This window comes from Streptomyces sp. NPDC006393, from assembly GCF_040628575.1.
GTDB lineage: Bacteria > Actinomycetota > Actinomycetes > Streptomycetales > Streptomycetaceae > Streptomyces.
Genome location: NZ_JBEXZD010000001.1, coordinates 172,528 through 189,401, shown reverse-complemented (window position 1 = coordinate 189,401; position 16,874 = coordinate 172,528). Strand labels below are relative to the sequence as shown.

At 70.2% G+C, this 16,874-nt stretch carries 12 protein-coding genes and 1 tRNA gene; 6 read left to right on the top strand and 7 right to left on the bottom strand.

What is annotated here, in order from left to right; translation table 11 throughout:
* Positions 1 to 538: 538 nt before the first annotated feature.
* Positions 539 to 1,537, bottom strand: a complete 999-nt coding sequence (locus ABZ484_RS00815) for a sigma-70 family RNA polymerase sigma factor (RefSeq protein WP_358863722.1) — start codon at positions 1,535 to 1,537, stop codon at positions 539 to 541.
* Between the two features lie 559 nt (positions 1,538 to 2,096).
* Positions 2,097 to 2,888, bottom strand: a complete 792-nt coding sequence (locus ABZ484_RS00810) for a class III extradiol ring-cleavage dioxygenase (protein WP_358863721.1) — start codon at positions 2,886 to 2,888, stop codon at positions 2,097 to 2,099.
* 142 nt (positions 2,889 to 3,030) lie between these two features.
* Between ABZ484_RS00810 and ABZ484_RS00805 the strand changes: the two genes are divergently transcribed.
* The gene (locus tag ABZ484_RS00805) at positions 3,031 to 3,576 is read left to right on the top strand and encodes a MarR family transcriptional regulator (RefSeq protein ID WP_358863720.1); all 546 of its coding nucleotides are present in this window, start codon (positions 3,031 to 3,033) and stop codon (positions 3,574 to 3,576) included.
* A 101-nt stretch (positions 3,577 to 3,677) separates the two neighbouring features.
* On the opposite strand, the gene ABZ484_RS00800 is transcribed toward ABZ484_RS00805, so the two are convergent.
* Together ABZ484_RS00800 and ABZ484_RS00795 are read right to left on the bottom strand one after the other, a co-directional pair.
* Entirely contained in the window at positions 3,678 to 5,219 is a 1,542-nt protein-coding gene (locus ABZ484_RS00800; RefSeq protein ID WP_358863719.1) for an MFS transporter, read from the bottom strand.
* A gap of 251 nt (positions 5,220 to 5,470) precedes the next feature.
* Positions 5,471 to 6,124 carry a helix-turn-helix domain-containing protein gene (locus ABZ484_RS00795; RefSeq protein ID WP_358863718.1) on the bottom strand — a complete coding sequence of 218 codons (654 nt, stop codon included), beginning with the start codon at positions 6,122 to 6,124 and terminating at the stop codon, positions 5,471 to 5,473.
* A 501-nt stretch (positions 6,125 to 6,625) separates the two neighbouring features.
* Here ABZ484_RS00795 and ABZ484_RS00790 point away from each other — a divergent pair.
* From ABZ484_RS00790 to ABZ484_RS00780, 3 genes are all read left to right on the top strand, one after another.
* Positions 6,626 to 7,912 (top strand): M6 family metalloprotease domain-containing protein, encoded by a 1,287-nt coding sequence (locus ABZ484_RS00790; protein ID WP_358863717.1) that lies wholly within the window; start codon positions 6,626 to 6,628, stop codon positions 7,910 to 7,912.
* A 318-nt stretch (positions 7,913 to 8,230) separates the two neighbouring features.
* Complete coding sequence (locus ABZ484_RS00785; RefSeq protein WP_358863766.1) at positions 8,231 to 9,772, top strand: IclR family transcriptional regulator C-terminal domain-containing protein; 1,542 nt, start codon at positions 8,231 to 8,233, stop codon at positions 9,770 to 9,772.
* A gap of 75 nt (positions 9,773 to 9,847) precedes the next feature.
* Positions 9,848 to 9,923, top strand: a tRNA-Arg gene (locus ABZ484_RS00780).
* Between the two features lie 20 nt (positions 9,924 to 9,943).
* On the opposite strand, the gene ABZ484_RS00775 is transcribed toward ABZ484_RS00780, so the two are convergent.
* Complete coding sequence (locus tag ABZ484_RS00775; RefSeq protein ID WP_358863716.1) at positions 9,944 to 11,041, bottom strand: hypothetical protein; 1,098 nt, start codon at positions 11,039 to 11,041, stop codon at positions 9,944 to 9,946.
* Positions 11,042 to 11,856: 815 nt separating this feature from the next.
* On the opposite strand from ABZ484_RS00775, the gene ABZ484_RS00770 reads away from it, so the two are divergent.
* Positions 11,857 to 14,106 (top strand): VCBS repeat-containing protein, encoded by a 2,250-nt coding sequence (locus ABZ484_RS00770; RefSeq protein WP_358863715.1) that lies wholly within the window; start codon positions 11,857 to 11,859, stop codon positions 14,104 to 14,106.
* Between the two features lie 359 nt (positions 14,107 to 14,465).
* Here the strand turns inward: ABZ484_RS00770 and ABZ484_RS00765 are convergent, their stop codons facing one another.
* Both ABZ484_RS00765 and ABZ484_RS00760 read right to left on the bottom strand, forming a co-directional pair.
* Entirely contained in the window at positions 14,466 to 14,645 is a 180-nt protein-coding gene (locus ABZ484_RS00765; RefSeq protein WP_358863714.1) for a hypothetical protein, read from the bottom strand.
* A gap of 599 nt (positions 14,646 to 15,244) precedes the next feature.
* On the bottom strand, positions 15,245 to 15,541 hold the full coding sequence (locus ABZ484_RS00760) for a GYD domain-containing protein (RefSeq protein ID WP_358863713.1): 297 nt from the start codon (positions 15,539 to 15,541) through the stop codon (positions 15,245 to 15,247).
* A 326-nt stretch (positions 15,542 to 15,867) separates the two neighbouring features.
* On the opposite strand from ABZ484_RS00760, the gene ABZ484_RS00755 reads away from it, so the two are divergent.
* Entirely contained in the window at positions 15,868 to 16,386 is a 519-nt protein-coding gene (locus ABZ484_RS00755; RefSeq protein WP_358863712.1) for a DUF5990 family protein, read from the top strand.
* Positions 16,387 to 16,874 lie beyond the last annotated feature (488 nt).

The following is a 16,874-nucleotide window of genomic DNA, read 5'->3' as shown; positions in this document are numbered from 1 at the left end:
CGTCCCGCACCCCGGTCCCTCGGCGCGTCGGCCCCTCAGCCCCTCGGCCCCTCAGCCCCTCGGCCCCTCAGCTCCTCGGAAAGACTCGGACACAAGTAGAGCCGGGCTTCGGCGCCCGGGGGGGTGAGCGCCGAAGCCCGACTCGGGGAAGGTCCCGGCGCCGGGGGGGAGTGCGTCGGGACGTGGCTCATGTGTCAGTGCTCATGCGTCCGAACGTGCCGAGCATGCCGGACATTCCATACGTTCGAACCGTTCGGGACGATCGGACGGGCATGACGTTCAGTCGCGGATGCCACCGGCCGGAAGGCCGTGTCGCAACCGAACTGCTGTGCTCGGGAGGGTTTTTCCCGTGGCGCTTCCCGTTGAAGCGACGGTACACAGCCATGTTTGCGCTGTCTTTCGCCACCGGGCGTACGCGGTCACGCCCGCCGACGACGAACGTCCCGTCGCACGCCCACCCCCCGCATCATCAGCCGACCGTCACTCCGTCCACTGCCGTACACCGCTTGCGCCGCGCCGCACCATCACCGCGCCGTCGTCACGCCGCGGCGTCGAAGCCCGTGTCGCGGGCCAGCTTCTTCAGCTCCAGCAGCGCGTGCTTCTCGATCTGGCGGATGCGCTCGCGGGTGAGGCCGTGCTCCTTGCCGACCTCGGTCAGCGTGCGCTCACGGCCGTCCTCGATGCCGTACCGCATCTTGATGATGGACGCCGTGCGCTGGTCGAGGCGGCCGATCAGGTCGTCGAGCTCCTCGCTGCGCAGCAGGGTCATCACCGACTGCTCGGGCGACACCGCGGAGGTGTCCTCCAGGAGGTCGCCGAACTGGGTCTCGCCCTCGTCGTCCACCGACATGTTCAGCGAGACCGGGTCACGGGCCCAGTCGAGCACGTCCGAGACACGCTCCGGCGTCGCGCCCAGCTCCGCGGCGATCTCCGCGGGCTCCGGGTCGCGGCCGTGCTCCCGGTTGAACTCGCGCTGGACACGGCGGATGCGGCCCAGCTCCTCCACGAGGTGGACGGGGAGCCGGATGGTGCGGGACTGGTCCGCGATCGAGCGCGTGATCGCCTGGCGTATCCACCAGGTGGCGTACGTCGAGAACTTGAAGCCCTTGCGGTAGTCGAACTTCTCCACCGCGCGCACCAGACCCGCGTTGCCCTCCTGGATCAGGTCCAGGAGCGGCAGGCCGCTGCGCGGATAGCGACGGGCCACCGCGACGACCAGGCGCAGGTTGGAACGGATGAAGACGTCCTTGGCCCGCTCTCCCTCGGCCACCAGGGCCTCGAGCTCCTCACGGGTGGCATCCGCCTCGGACTCCTCGTACCCGTCGAGGATCTGCCGCGCGAACACGCCCGCCTCGATGACCTGGGACAGCTCGACCTCCTTGGCGGCGTCGAGCAGCGGTGTACGCGCGATCTCGTCGAGGTACATGCCGACCAGGTCGCGGTCGGCGATCTCGCCGCCGTGGGCGCGAACACTGCTTGCCGCGTCGGCCGTCTCGCCGGTGGCGGACTGACGACGGGCGACGGCACGGGTTGCCATGCGTGCTCCCTTGCGATGGTGGGTCAGCGGGGGGTCCTTCGGACACTCGGCACTGCCTTCGGAACTCTCCTCGGGTGCCCGGCATCCGATGGGAACAACGACTTGAAACCGGACAGAATTCCCAACCCGCCCTCCAATTTTTCTGATCATGCAGTACCCTGCGGCGCCGCAGCGCGCCGAGCGCCTCTCCGGCGCGTGCGGAACCCCAGGTCAGGACGGGACCCGGGAGATCCCCTCAGGCCCCGGAGGGCCCACCGATCCACCCCCGCACGAGGCGCCCGTCACACGGATGTCGCAGTTCCGCGGCGCGATCACCGCAGCCCACGCCACGGTCACCGCGTGCGCGCACCACACGCCCCCGCTCGCCGCTCGCCGGTGGAGAGCGTCGCCTTCGACGCCCTCCACCCTGATGGACGGCCCGCAGCGGCGGAAGGTTGCCGCAAACCCGGACTCTCAGGAGATTCCCAGACTCTCCACACCATGGTTGTACGCGGCTCGGGCGCACATGTTTCAGCCACCCCGCGGATCGCGGCCGGCGCAGCGGCGATGTGCGGTCCTCTCAGCCGAACTGAACCGACCGCTTGGCCATTCCCATCCAGAAGCCGTCGATCACCGACTTCTGCGCGTCCAGCTCGCCGCCGGCCTCCGCCGCGCCCATGGTCACGAACAGCGGGGCGAAGTGCTCGGTGCGCGGGTGGGCGTAGCGGCCCGCCGGGGCCTTGTCGAGGAAGTTGAGCAGGCCGTCCCAGTCGCGGGCCTCCAGGGCACGCCGGCCCCAGTCGTCGAACTCCGAGGACCAGCTCGGCACGCCCTCGCCGGCATGGCGCAGCGCCGCCAGGTTGTGGGTGAAGAAGCCGGAGCCGACGATCAGCACCCCCTCGTCGCGCAGCGGCGCGAGCCTGCGCCCGATGTCCATGAGGCGCACGGGATCGAGGGTCGGCATGGACACCTGGAGGACGGGGAGGTCGGCGGCGGGGAACATCTCGACGAGCGGGACGTAGGCGCCGTGGTCCAGGCCGCGGTCCGGCACGTCCTGCACGGGCATGCCCGGGGCGCGCAGCAGCTTGCGCACGCTCTCGGCGAGCTCGGGGGCGCCGGGGGCGGCGTACGTCACCTGGTAGTAGCGCTCGGGGAAGCCCCAGAAGTCGTAGACCAGGGGGACCGTGTCGGTGGCGCCGAGGGCGAGCGGGGCCTCCTCCCAGTGGGCGGAGACCATGAGGATCGCCCTGGGGCGGGGCAGACCGGCGGACCAGGCGGCGAGCTGGCCGGGCCAGACGGCGTCGTCCGCGAGCGGCGGGGCGCCATGGCTGAGGTAGAGGGCGGGCATGCGCTCCCGGGCGGTGGCGGACATGACGGTGACTCCCTGGGCTGTTGCTTGAACTCAGTTGCTTGAACTCAGTTGCTTGGACGCAGTTGCTTGAACTCTAAAGCTTTCTTTCGAAGCCTACGCCGAGATAGTTCAAGGTTCAAGGAACACCCCGTAGAGTAAATACATGAACACGGCACCTTCCTCCGGCTCCGCCCCCGCGTCGGCCCCCGAGCAGCCCGCCCCCGCCGCTCCGCGCTGGCTCACGGCCGACGAACAGCGCGTCTGGCGTGCCTACCTGCACGCCACCACCCTCCTCGAGGACCACCTCGACCGGCAGCTGCAGCGCGACGCGGGCATGCCGCACATCTACTACGGCCTGCTGGTCAAGCTCGCCGAATCCCCGCGCCGCCGCCTTCGGATGACCGAGCTGGCCATGCACGCCAAGATCACCCGTTCCCGCCTCTCCCACGCCGTCGCCCGGCTGGAGAAGAACGGCTGGGTGCGCCGCGAGGACTGCCCCTCCGACAAGCGGGGTCAGTTCGCCGTGCTGACCGACGAGGGCCGGGAAGTGCTGCGGCGCACCGCGCCGGGCCATGTGGACGCCGTACGCCAGGCACTGTTCGACCGGCTGACCCCCGAACAGCAGAAGTCCCTCGGCGAGATCATGCAGATCGTCGCCGAGGGACTTCAGCCGAACGAAGCGGGTGCGGACCTGCCCTGGCTCCGCTGAGCCGCTCACTCAGCGGGCCAGGGCAGGTCCTGGTGCCGTACGCGGGAGGCGTCCCCTTCCTCCTCGCGCAACGGTGGTTCCGAAGGGGTACGGCCGTTCCGTCAGTGGGCGATCACCGGGACGGCCACCTCGTCCTCGGCGCCCTCCTCGGAGCCGGCCACGACGGTCGAGCCGGGGCGGCCTGCGTTGACCAGGGCCACGACGATCACGGCGGCGAGCACCAGCATGCCGACCGCGATCCAGATCGCGTTGGTGTAGCCGTGCACCGCGCCCTGCATCTGGACCAGCTGCGCCTGCGACTTGGAGGTCGCACCCGCGATGTGGTCCTTGATGTACGCCGTCGTCGCGGACGCGGCGATCGTGTTCAGCAGGGCCGTACCGATCGCGCCGCCCACCTGCTGCGAGGTGTTGACCATCGCGGAGGCGACACCGGCGTCCCGGGGCTCGACGCCCAGGGTGGCCAGGGACATGGCCGGCATGAACGCCGTACCCATGCCAAGACCCAGCAGCAGCATCGCGGGCAGGATCGTCGAGGCGTACGACGAGCCGATCTCCAGCTGCGTCATCAGCAGCATGCCGACGGCGGCGACCAGGAAGCCGGGCCCCATCAGCGCCCGGGCCGGGACCCGGGTCATCAGCCGGGCGCCGATCTGGGTGGAGCCGACCATCATGCCCGCGATCATCGGCAGGAAGGCGAAGCCCGTCTTGATCGGCGAGTAGCCGTTGATCACCTGGAGGTAGTAGGTCAGGAACAGGAACGTGCCGAACATCGCGATGACGGCGATGCCGAGGGAGAGGTAGATGCCGCCGCGGTTGCGGTCGGTGATCACGCGCAGGGGCAGCAGCGGGGCCTTGACCTTGGCCTCGGTGATGACGAAGGCCAGCAGGAGCACCGCGGAGGCGATGAACAGGCCGATCGTCGTCGAGTCGCCCCAGCCGTCGGACTCGGCGCGGGTGAAGCCGTAGACCAGCGAGACCAGACCGAGGGTGGACAGCAGAACGCCGGGGATGTCGAGCGGGTTGCGGTTGCGGCCGCCCTCCGGCTCACGGATGACGAAGTACGCGCCGAGCGCGGCGACGATGGCGAAGGGGATGTTCACGAAGAACGTCCAGCGCCAGTCCAGGTACTCGGTGAGCACGCCGCCCAGGATGAAGCCGACGGCGCCGCCGCCACCGGCGATCGCACCGTAGATGCCGAACGCCTTGGCGCGCTCCTTGGCGTCCGTGAACATCACGGCGAGCAGGGAGAGAGCGGCGGGCGCGAGCATGGCGCCGAAGACGCCCTGCAGAGCGCGGGCGCCGAACATCATGGCCCCGCTCGTGGCCGCGCCGCCGAGCGCGGAGGCCGCGGCGAAACCGGTCAGACCGATCACGAAGGCGCGCTTGCGGCCCCACAGGTCGGCGATGCGGCCGCCGAAGAGCAGCAGTCCGCCGAAGGCGAGGGCGTAGGCGGTGACGACCCACTGCCGGTTGCCGTCGGAGATGCCCAGGTCGCTCTGGGCGGAGGGCAGGGCGATGTTCACGATGGTCGCGTCGAGGACGACCATCAGCTGGGCGAGCGCGATGAAGACGAGCGCCTTCCAGCGGTTGGCGTCGCCGGACTTCTCCAGGACGCCGGGAGCCTTTGCGGCTGTTTGAGACATGGGGGTACCCACTTCGGGACTTCGTGACGGAAAAAGGGTGACGTGAGGTGACGGCCCGCCCTCTTGGACGGCCGAATGCTCGCTATCGGAAAGTCGCTGACGGAAGGTCGTCGACGAAAAGTCGCTCGGGCGAACGTCGTTGGCGAAAGGTCGTTGGCGAAAGGTCGTTGACGGAAGGTCGTTGGCAGAAGGTCGGTTGCGAGTGATGACCGGGCTACGGCGCCGAACTCATCGGCCGTACGGCCCCGATCTCAGGCCTGGCGGAGATCCTCCAGGGTCGTGGCCGCACCCGGCAGGACGGATCGGGCCGGGGCCCGCAGTCCGTCCAGGAACAGCTGCAGATGACGGTGTACGAAGCGGTCGAGGCTGAAACAGGCGGTGCCGGCCGGCGGTCGGCTGAGCTGGGCCACGGCGACCATCAGGTCGCCCACGCCCACGTCCGTACGCAGTTGCCCGGCCGTCCTGGCCCGGTCCATGACCTCCTCGATGAGGCGATGGACCCGTTCGCGCGCGGCTTCCAGGTCGGGGTGGTGCTTGTCGAAGGTGCTGGAGACCATCGGGCACAGCGCGCTGATCCGCTCGTCGGCGGAGACGTGCACGAAGCGTGAGAGTGCCTCGAAGGCGTCGCCGGTCTCCGCGAGCGCCTGCTCGGCCGCGAGCGCCGTACGGTCCATGACGCAGCAGACGACCTCGCGGACGAGGGCGTCGCGGTCCGGGAAGTTTCGGTACAGCGTGGCGTTGCCGACGCCGGCCCGGCGGGCGATCTCGTCGAGAGGCACCTCGGGGCCGTGCTCGACGAACATCTCGCGGGCGGCGGTGACGATGCGCTCCCGGTTGCGCAGGGCGTCGGCGCGGGGCCTGGTCACCTTGCGCGATACGGGGTTCGCGGTCGTCGCGGCGTGCACGGCGTACTCCTCGGGTCGGTCGGTTCGGCGATCCGGGGACCTCTTCCCCGTTTCGCGCGGACACAGGTCTAAACGGGGAAGGGGTCCCCGGTTATTTCCCGCCCCCGAAGAGATTCTCTGTGACCTGCGCCACACCACTCTGGGTCCCGTTCCGCCCATGCCGGACGGCCCCCGACGTACGACCAAACCCAGGCCCCGCGACATGACGCGCCTGGACACGACACGACACGACACGACAGAACCACCGGTCCCACGACCGGACCGCCCTTCACATGCCCGGAACGCCCGTCACATGCCCGGACCGCCCACCCCTCGACCGCACCGTCCCACCCCAGCACCGGGACCGGCCCCACCCCCACCACCCGGACCGCCCGTCCCACGACCGGACCGCTCCAGCGCGCGCCCGCCGCCCCCGTGACACAGGGTGAGCGAAAGGGTGCAGCCGGAGACCGGTGGCTGCCTTGAGCGAACCGGTGGCTGCCTGGAGCGAAAGGTCCACGCATGCAGCCGCCACCGCCCCGCCGCCGGATACGCAAGCGCCGTGCCGTCGCCCTCGCGTCCGTCACCGTACTGACCCTCGCGGTCAGCACCTCGGCGGGCACCGCCCACCTCACGGCCGATGCCCGGACGACCGGGCCCGGGGCGGGCTCCCTGGCCTTCACCCCCGCCCTCGCACCCTGCATGATCAGCGGCCCCACGACCGTACAGATGACGGAGGGCGTGCCGACGGCCCGCGGCTACGCCCGCTCCACCGGCGTCGTACACGCCCTGACCGTGATGATCGACTTCTCGGACGCCCGCGGCGAGGGCAGCGCGCTCGACCGCTTCCACGAGTTCTTCCCGCAGACCCAGGAGTGGTTCCGCACCGCCTCCTACGGCCGCCTCGACTACCGTCCCGAGACCCCGATACCCCGGTGGCTGCGCATGCCCAAGCCCTTCAAGGCGTACGGCATAGAACGCGGCGCACCCTTCGACCCCGGTTACCGCGATCTCATCAGGGACATCGTGGCGGCGGCCGACCCGACGGTGAACTTCCGGGACTACGACCTGCTCAACGTGCTGATGACCCCCAACGCCGGCCCCTCCGCTCTGGACACCGTCCTGTCCGTGACCTTCGCCGGCAACACCGAGGCACCGTCCGCCGACGGCATACCCATAGCGAACGCCTCCTTCGTCTACTCCCGTCAGGACGACGGCTCCGGCTCCTACGACCACACCGGCTTCCGTGTCCTCCCCCACGAGAACGGCCACGTCTTCGGCCTGCCCGACCTCTACACCCAGGAGGGCGGCGGCGCGGTCGGCCACTGGGACATCATGAGCGAGGACTGGGGCGCCAACAACGACCTGCTCGGCTGGCACAAGTGGAAACTGGGCTGGCTGGAACCGAACCAGGTGAGCTGCGCGGCGAAGCGGGGCACGGCCGAGTTCACCCTCACCCCGCTGGAGCGCCCTGGCGGCCCCAAACTGGTCTTCGTGCCCCTCGACGGCGGCACGGTCTACGTCATCGAACTGCGCACACACGAGGGCAACGACGAGGCGGTGTGCCGCCCGGGCGTCCTGATCTACAAGGTCGACGCGGACGTCGACACCGGCCACGGCCCCATCACCGTCTACGACGCACACCGAGACTCCGGCGGCTGCACCAGCAGCCCCAACGTCCACGCCGAACTCTCCGACGCCCCCTTCGCCCCCGGCCAGACCTTCAAGGACCCCAAGGCCAGGATCCGTATCGACGTGGCCGCGGCAGACCTGAAGGGGGACTACCAGGTACGGGTGACCCGGCAGTGACGGCCGCGGGGAGGCCGTAGGCGCAACTGCCGAAGCCGTCCGTCATGTCTGCACCGCAGGCACCCACCGGAACCACCGCAGACACCCGCCGGAACCACCGCAGGCACCGGAACACCACAGGCACCCACCGGAACCACCGCAGACACCCACCGGGACTACCACAGGCACCCTCCGGGACTACGGTAGGCGTCCTGCCACCGCCGTACCGGAGAACCGACCGAACCGATGCCCGCACCCGCGCACACGACACCAGACCCTCAGGGAGCCGCCGCGCCGGAACCCCAAGGGGCCGCCCCCGCCGAGGCGGTCACGCCGCTGATGCGGGGAGTGGCGGTGCTACGACGGCTGACGGAGGCCGGCGGAACGCTGAGCCCGAGCGGCCTGGAGCGCGCCACGGGCCTGGCCCGCTCCACGGTGGACCGCATCACGGCGACGCTCGCCCACATGGGATACGTACGCCTGGAGGGCCGCGACGGCAGGGACGTCGTCCTCACCCCGCGCCTGATGGAACTGGGCAACGCCTACCTGGCCGCCCTCCGCCTGCCCGCCCTGCTCGACGCGCGCGCCGACGCCCTCGCCGACGAACTGGACGAGTCGGTGTCGCTGGCGGTCGGCGACCGGGACGGCATCCGTTTCATCCACCAGGCGACCCGGCGCCGCGCCATGTCCCTGAGCTTCCGCATCGGGGACCTGCTGCCGGCCGAACGCACGGCCCCCGGCCCGCTGTTCGCGACGGAGTGGACAGGGAAGGAGTGGCGGAGCTGGCGGGAACGCCACGCGAGCGACCCGCAGGACACAGGCTTCCCGGCGATCCCGCCGAGGCGGCACACGGCGCCGGACGACTTCGCCGAGCGCACCGCGCGCGCGGCGCGGGACGGCTGGTCGCTGGACGACCAGTTGATCGAGCCGGGCCTGGTGGCGGTCTCGGTGCCGGTGCGGGACCCGGCGACGGGCCGGATCGCCTGCGTGGCGAGCGTGGTGAGCCACACGAGCCGCCACTCGGCGGACAACCTGCGTACGACTCTGCTGCCGCGCCTGCGGGAAACGGTGGCGGCGATGGAGCACGACCTCCGGGAGCCGCCGCCTCCGCGGGCCACGCCGGTCCCCTCGGACCTGGCGACCTGGGCGGCGGCGTCGAAACAGGAACTGGGAAGGGAGTTCGTGGAATCCCTGGCCCGCGGCCTGACGGTCCTGACCGCCTTCGGCGAGGACAGACCGGCGCTGACCCTGACGGAGGCGGCGAAGGCGACGGGCCTGGCGAGGGCGACGGCACGCAGAGCGCTGATCACCTACGAGCACCTGGGCCTGGTGCGGCACGCACCGGACACCCACACCTTCACCCTCACACCCCGGGTCCTCTCCCTGGGCTTCCCGCCCCTGTCCCGCACCTCGCTCGCCCGCATCGCCCAGCCCCACCTGGAGGACCTGGCGGCCGAGGTCCACGAGTCGGCGTCCCTCGCGGTCCTGACCCCCTCCGCCGAGGAGATCCAGTACACGGCCCGAGCCGCCACGCCCCGCATCATGAGCGTGGACATCACGGTCGGCACCCGCCTCCCGGCCCACGCCACGGCCCTGGGCCGAGCCCTCCTGGCCAACGCGGCGGACACCCCGGGCGAGGCCTCACCCCGCCCCTACTCCCTGGTCGACGCGGAACTGGAAGCGGGCCTGCGCGCGATCGCCGTCCCGATCCGCGACCGCGCGGGCCACACGGTCGCCGCGGCCGACATCGCCACCCACGCGGCCCGCCACACCCCCGAGGAGTGCGTCGACCTCCTCCTCCCACCCCTGCGCGAAACAGCCGCCCGCATAGAGGCAGACCTCCACACGGCCTCCCGCTTCACCCGCGTACCACCGACCTGACCAGCCCCGAACGGGGACCTTCCCCCGCCGGACCCCTCATCCGCTAGGCTAGTCGCGGATCTCACGGAGATCCCCGCCTTCGTAGCTCAGGGGATAGAGCACCGCTCTCCTAAAGCGGGTGTCGCAGGTTCGAATCCTGCCGGGGGCACCAGCGCAAAGGCCCCGGACCGATCACGGTCCGGGGCCTTTGACATCCAGTTCTGACATCAACGGGGCGGGACGGGGTGCATCCGGCGTGACGAGAATGAGGCCCTCGACCGGTTGAGGCAGCTCGCACGGGCTCAGGCACTCGGACGTCACGTCGGCTCGGACCGTTTGATCCAAGCCGGCCTTGATCCTCTTCTGGCCGGTGTCGATGCCCGTCGCTTGCCCTCCTAAGGTCCTTCCGGCTTTCGCCCGAGCCGCCGCCTGTCGCATCCGGTGCCAGCGCAGGGGTGCGAGGCAGAGCGCGGGCAGCGGGACGGCACGGCGACGGCGACTCTTCGGATCGTCGTCGTACAGGACGCCGCGCCGGCGCTGCGTCTGCTGACGTACGGCCCAGATCCGGGTACGTGATCTTCCAAACCAGAGGTCGCTCCCCACGCCCACGGCGCGAGTGTCAGCGCTCGGGCCTACCATCCCCGGCATGGCGATCAGACACCTGAGAACTGGCGTGCCCTCGTAGCCCAGGCGGCACGCGAACTGGCTGCCGGGAGGCTGGACTCGGCATGCGCCGGCATGGCGGAGCTCTTCCCGGAGTCTCTGCTGAAGGCGACGAACGACGCCTTGCAGGTGCTCGAGGAAGCCATGCGTGCGCTGAGAGAGCCCTCCGACGAGGAGGTCTTCGGTGCGATTGAGCGGGTCGTTCTGGATCTCAACGCGATCAACGAGTGCGACCAGTATGGCGTTGCCGGGTTCTGCACAGACGAGCGTGAGCAGCTGTGCGAGTACATCGACGAAACGTTGAGCGAACACGGCATCGATGTGGCTGCCTTGGCGGCACGAAGGGGCATCGACCGTGCCGAGATCACCGACTCCTGGCGGGACTGGTAGCTGGGGTTCAAAGCGGTGAGCCACTGCGCAGTACAAGCGCACCAGATCGAGCGGGTAGCGCACTGGTGCGAGGGACTGACCGGGCTGCTGGCCGGAGGCGGCGATGAACGCGGGGACCTGGCCGACGATGCGGCGCGCGGTCGCACCGTCGATGGCCGGGTGGTCGACGGTGATGCGGCGGGTGAGCCGGTAGGTCACCTCGGGGTCGACCAGGGTGATCGGGTCGGTGGTGCCCACGGGACGCCCTGACGTGACGGTCACGTGATTCCTCCTGTTGTGGACGGTTGCCTACGGTGGGAGATGGCGGAACCCGCCCGCCCCTGCTGCGCTCGGGGGCCGGGGCAGACGGGGGTGTGTGTGGTGGGCCGCTGCGGGTATAGGCGTGAGCAGGCACAGGGCTCGATGCCGGTGCCGTTGGGGCCGCGCGAGCGTCCGACGCGGAGACCGCCGACGGCGGTCCGCAGGGACCTGCCGCATCAGCAGCAGACCCAGCCCTGATGCTGAGCGCAGGTCAGCCGTGAGACGGATGCGGATCCCGGCTCAGGGATCTCAGCGACTGGTGCATCTGGGCGCGCTGCTGATGAAGCCGCCCGGGTCGGGCCTCGTCACCGCACGCCACCACCCCTCCACTTGACGATGCTCGCGGCGGCTCCCAGCCGATCCGTCCGGCGAGTTCCTCAAGGGCCCGTCGAAGTGCGTATACGCGGCGGTGATGGCGGCCGGATCCCCGGCCGCCGTGTGCGCTTCTGTCAGAGGGCGCTGGTACTCTCCAGCGATCACCGCGTGAGGTGACGCTCGGGTTGGGGGGTCCCATCCGGCCGCCTACGCGCGACTGACCACGCGAACCCGTCGGGCCCCGTGGTCTTCAGGGGAGGGATCACACAATGCACCGCTGGCCTGTACGTGGCCGGGGCGGTCAACAGCCAGAAGGCCTTCCTGTGAAGGGGAACGGGCACCTGGCGCAGGCCCTTCGGCAGCCCTGCCCAGAGCTCCGCGGTCTTCGACGAGCCCCGCACCCACAACCTTCTCGCCTGACCGGAAGGAACGCTTTCTTGCTTCCGCCACGCACCGCCGGGCGGCGCCTCGGCGCGGCCCTCACCGTTCTCCTCGCCCTCACGGCCGGCGGCGTCCAACTGGCCGGTCCCGCGGCGGCCGCGCCCACCACCGCCACTGCGCCCGCGGGAACCGAGTACCAGTCCGTGAGCCCCTTCCCGAAGGGCGACGTCATCACCGGGGCCACCGCCTCGGGCTACCTGACCTGGAACCACAGCAGTGACACCAGGAGCTGGCTGCCCGCTGGGGGTGGATCCGCGACACAATGGACGCAGGACACCACCATGGCAGGCACCGGATCCGGCGATCTCGTCGCCACGAACCTCCCCCTGTACTCCGGCTCCACAGCCGAGATAACAGACATGGCGACCGGCTCGGTGGTCAACAGCTACGACATCGGCCCGCTCAGCAGCGGCATCGAGTACGCCGGCGCCGCCGGCACCTCCCTCTTCACCCAGTCGACTGACTCCGAGGGCGGTATCACGCTCTGGATGCACCCCAAGGGAGCGTCGCCGCGCATGGTGACCAACCTCCCCCAGAACGTCGCCATAGTGCGCGTCGTGGCCGGCACCGCCACCTACGCCCAGGTGATCGGGTTCACCAGCGGCGCCAGCGAGCCGAGCGGCCGCTTCCTCGGGATCCTCGACCTCTCCACCGGCGCCATAACCGAGACCTACAGGCTGCCGGCCGCCGCGCGCACCGGGGATGTCGCGGTCTCGGCGACGCACGTGGCCTGGGTCGAGTACAAGAACGACAACGGCTCTTTCACGGCGACGGTGGATGTCACCGACCGTTCCACGGGCGCGTCCCAGAGCGTCCCGGTGGGCAAGGTGTGGCCCGAGGCCGTGGAGATCGGCCTCCAGGGCGACTGGCTGACGTACGGCAACCGCGGCGGCCTGGACTCCATCGACGCGTACGCCTCGAACGCGCTGACCGCCTACAACCTGCGGACCGGCGCCACCCGTAAGCTCCTCGACCACCTGACCTCCGGCGCCACCGCCCCCGACGGCACGCTGTTCGCACGCGGCGGCACGGTCGCCGAGAACGAGGGCGTGTACCGGATCGCGCCCGGTCAGGACGGCGTCCCGGCCGCCACACTGGTCGCGAGCACCGGTGAGCCCACACGCGTCACCCTGACCGGTAACAGCATCCCCGCCGTGGTCGACCTCGACGCCAACGGCGGCACGGCGCCGATGGTGTGGAACCTGTCCCGCGGCAACGTCGAGATGACGGTCACGCTGCGGCACGTCCGCACGGGCAAGACCAGGACCGTGTCCTTCACGAACCCGGGGACGCCCGTCCGCTTCGACTGGGAGGGCGGCCTGGGCCAGATGCCGACGGGCAGCGCCTACAACGGCGACTACACATGGACGCTCGTCGCCAAGCCGCTCAACGCCATCGGCCCGGACCTCACCGCCTCCGGCACGTTCAAGGTCGTCCGCACCCCCAAGCCGCACGACTTCGACGACAACGGCTCGCCGAACGTGCTGGCGCGGGACACCTCCGGACGTCTGTGGAACAGCGACACCTACTTCGACCCCTACAACCCCGGACACTTGTCGGAACACGAGACGAAGCTCGTCGGCTCGGGCTGGGGGATCTACAACCAGATCGAGACCGTCGGCAACGTCGGCGGCGCCTCCCACGCCGACCTGGTCGCCCGCGACGGCAGCGGTGTGCTGTGGCTCTACCTCGGCCGCGGCGACGGCACCTTCGCCTCCCGAACCAAGATCGGCGGCGGCTGGAACACCTACAACCAACTCACCGGCGGCACCGACTACACCGGTGACGGCAGGGCCGACCTTCTCGCCAGGGACACCTCCGGTGTGCTGTGGCTCTACAAGGGCACGGGCGACTGGCGGGCGCCGTTCGCCTCACGGGTGAGGGTCGGCGGCGGCTGGGGCGTCTACGACGACATCACCGCCGTGGGCAACGTCGGCGGCGCCGCCGCGGGCGACCTCGTGGCCCGCGACCGCGACGGCGTGCTGTGGCTCTACCTCGGCTACGGCAACGGCACCTTCGCCTCCCGAACCAAGATCGGCGGCGGCTGGAACACCTACAGCGATCTGGTCGGCATCGGCGACGTCGACCGCGACGGCCGCCCCGATCTCTTCGCGTACGACAAGAACCACAACAGGACGTACTTCTACAGCGGCACCGGCAAATGGCAAGCGCCCTTCGCCTTCCGCGAACCTTCAGCCTCCCCTGACCAGGACGGCAATCCCTACCCGTACAACCACATGGCCTGAGCGGACTCGCCGGGCGGAGACCCCGTGTTACCACCGGGCATGGCGGAGGCGAGGGAACCAGCGCCGCCCCCGCCTCCTCCCACGGCACGCCCCACGCGGGCGCCGCTGGTACCTTGCGGCACCGGCCGGTCCGCTGCTGGACCGAAGACGCAGCAGGGCTCCTGAACGGGCTGACCGTCCAGGGGCCCTGCGGGTGCCGTCTTGCGTGCTCCGGCACCGTCTCAGTCGCGATCCCAGTTGCCACTCGGTCCGTGTCCCGCCGTTCCTGTTCGCTGGAGTCCGGTAGGCGCTTCGACCAGGACCGGAGCCCGTTTCGCAGCGTTTCACTGACCTGGGTTTTCTGTTGGCCTCGGGAGGCGCTATCTGCGGCGTAGAGGGATGAGTTGGGCGAAGGCGCGTAAGACCGCTGCTCGTTCTGTCGGGCCGGTGCCCCGTAGGGCGATGGTGAGAGCGAGCAGGAAGGTGATGGCGAGGACGACGATGACGGCGAGCAGGACCTGTGGTGTTCCGGCAGCGAGTTGCAGGATGATCGTGGTCATGGCGATTCCTCCGATGGCAGGCCAGAGTTGACGGGGCAACTTCGGTGCTGCCGGGCAACCAGCCGGCGGAAGGAAAGCGACCGGTCGGATGGAACGGCGTAGTGGCTGGAACGGTGTATCCGTATCCGCGGTGCCGCATCCGAACAGGGCAGAGGCAGTGGCCGGTCCCGGCTAGCTCACGGGGGAACTCCAGTCCATTCGCTTCTGGAAGGCGTACATGTCCACCACTCCCTGAGATCGGATCCCTACGGATCCACACGGCACCGACTCGTACCGCTCACCCCTACGATGCCCTGTCCTCCGGCTTCGGCACCCTGAGGGAGGTGGATTCGTTGCGAGGCCGTTACGGACGGGCGGGGAGCCGGGGTCAGGGGCTGAGGCGGCCGAGGTCAACCTCGGTTCCGGAGCACCGTCCGCAGAGTCCGGCCCGGCTTCGACCGGCGCAGGTTCGCATCCTGCCGGGGTGCAGCGAGAAGGGCCGGCTCAGGAGGGGTTCCTCCCAGGCCGACCCTTCGTCGTTTCCGGGGTCGTGCCACACGTGTGCCACTACGGGCCGCCGCGTTCGCGTCCACGCCGCCCGGCTCATCGAGTGGACGTCGTCAGCCGGCGGCTTTGCCGACGACGCGGTTCATCTCTTCCCGGCCGAAGGCCCGAAGGGTCGTGGTGCGGACATTGCCCACTCCGCCGATCTGCAGGAGTGCCGCGGTGGCGGTTTCGTCGTCGGGCGCCTCGACGACGGCCACGAGGTCGTACGGACCGACGGTCCAGTAGATGTTCAGGAGCTTCGCCCCGAGCTTCTCCACCGCTGCGCCGAAGGCCTCTGCGCGTGTCACGGTGTCCTTGTAGTTTCGGATCCCTTGATCGGTCCAGTTCAGCAACGAGACGTACGTCTGCATGTTCCTTCACCTTCATGAGGAGACGCATCGCAGGGTCAAGCCTGCGCAGGGGGGCTGGAGCCCGCATGAGGTATGCACCCGAACGAGTCGTACGAGCGACCACAGACGGTTGTCGAATCCTGCCGGGCGTCTCATCGTGAGCTCCGCCCAGACCCGTCTCCCCCACGGGCGTCTGTGCGGGCCGTGGAGGTCATGGCGCCGGCGGACGGCAATGCCCTCGATGAGGAGCAGGCCACGCCCTGACTCGTCGTCCTCACCGGCCCTTCGACCCGGTCACCGGAGAGACCATCCCCATCGCTCCTGGCGGAAGGTGAATGATGGCGGTCATGCGCATCCGCATCGACGGCGTCGACCTGCCCGGCCTCACCTGTCCACCCGGCGCGCTCGCCGGTGACGACGACGGCCCGACCTACCGCAACATCCATGTCGCCGTACAGCGCCGCGGCCGCCCGGACGAACTCCTCGACCCTCACCCCGGGGACGCCGCCTCGGCAACCTGGACCCTGGAGTGCACCACGACGGCCTCACAGGACGGCATCGACATCAAAGGCCCTTATGTACAGGGCCGGCCAGGAGACCGGTTCATCTACCTGTCGTGGGGCACGGTCGACGACTCCGGCACCTTCACGATGTTCCGCCGTGCCAAGCTCATGCTCGACGCCGTCCCCGCGGAGGTGCTCGACGCGGCCGCAGGCACCGGACTGCTCGTGGGCCGCCTCGGCTTGACCGACGCGCGCGGCGGGGCCCTGTGCGCACGAGTCGTACCGCCACGCATCACCTGGACCGCCGAACAGCGGCCCGATCCGGCGGAACGGATTGAGCACACGGGCGGCAGGACCTGTTGATCTCGCGGCATGGTTGAGGCACATGCCCCGGGACTCCGATGAGAGGCGTCTGTCCTGTCGGCGTTACCCTTCACGCCGGTGGGCGGCCACGAGCCCGGACCGAGGGCGCCCCGCCAGTCCTCGCCGGGAGTGATCGCCGCCTCGCCGAGGTACACGGCACCGCACGCCACCGGCAGCGTCACCGCGAGTGCGGGCACGGACCGGCGGGCGGGCTCGGCCAGTCCGACGAGGTAGGCCGCGAGCCCGGCGGCGGCGTACGGCTCACGGGGGATGTCGAGGAGCGATGCCGTGGCCAGGGCGGCCAGTACGGCCGCCAGGACCGCGAGCGGCCAGCGGCGGCGTACGGCGATCGGCAGGCCGACCGCGGCGGCGATCACGCAGCCGAGCCAGGGCGGCCCCGTGTAGGCGGGCTGGCCGTCGTCCGAGGTCAGCCGCGCGAAGCCGGCGTACACGGCGGTCAGCGCCAGGGCCGCGCCCAGGTCGAGGGC

Excerpts from the sequence above, each read along its gene's own strand:
- ABZ484_RS00800 (WP_358863719.1), bottom strand. The coding sequence starts at position 5,219 with ATGTCTCAAACAGCCGCAAAGGCTCCCGGCGTCCTGGAGAAGTCCGGC.
- ABZ484_RS00805 (WP_358863720.1), top strand. The coding sequence starts at position 3,031 with ATGAACACGGCACCTTCCTCCGGCTCCGCCCCCGCGTCGGCCCCCGAG.
- ABZ484_RS00760 (WP_358863713.1), bottom strand. The coding sequence starts at position 15,541 with ATGCAGACGTACGTCTCGTTGCTGAACTGGACCGATCAAGGGATCCGA.
- ABZ484_RS00810 (WP_358863721.1), bottom strand. The coding sequence starts at position 2,888 with ATGTCCGCCACCGCCCGGGAGCGCATGCCCGCCCTCTACCTCAGCCAT.
- ABZ484_RS00785 (WP_358863766.1), top strand. The coding sequence starts at position 8,231 with ATGCGGGGAGTGGCGGTGCTACGACGGCTGACGGAGGCCGGCGGAACG.
- ABZ484_RS00765 (WP_358863714.1), bottom strand. The coding sequence starts at position 14,645 with ATGACCACGATCATCCTGCAACTCGCTGCCGGAACACCACAGGTCCTG.
- ABZ484_RS00755 (WP_358863712.1), top strand. The coding sequence starts at position 15,868 with ATGCGCATCCGCATCGACGGCGTCGACCTGCCCGGCCTCACCTGTCCA.
- ABZ484_RS00790 (WP_358863717.1), top strand. The coding sequence starts at position 6,626 with ATGCAGCCGCCACCGCCCCGCCGCCGGATACGCAAGCGCCGTGCCGTC.
- ABZ484_RS00815 (WP_358863722.1), bottom strand. The coding sequence starts at position 1,537 with ATGGCAACCCGTGCCGTCGCCCGTCGTCAGTCCGCCACCGGCGAGACG.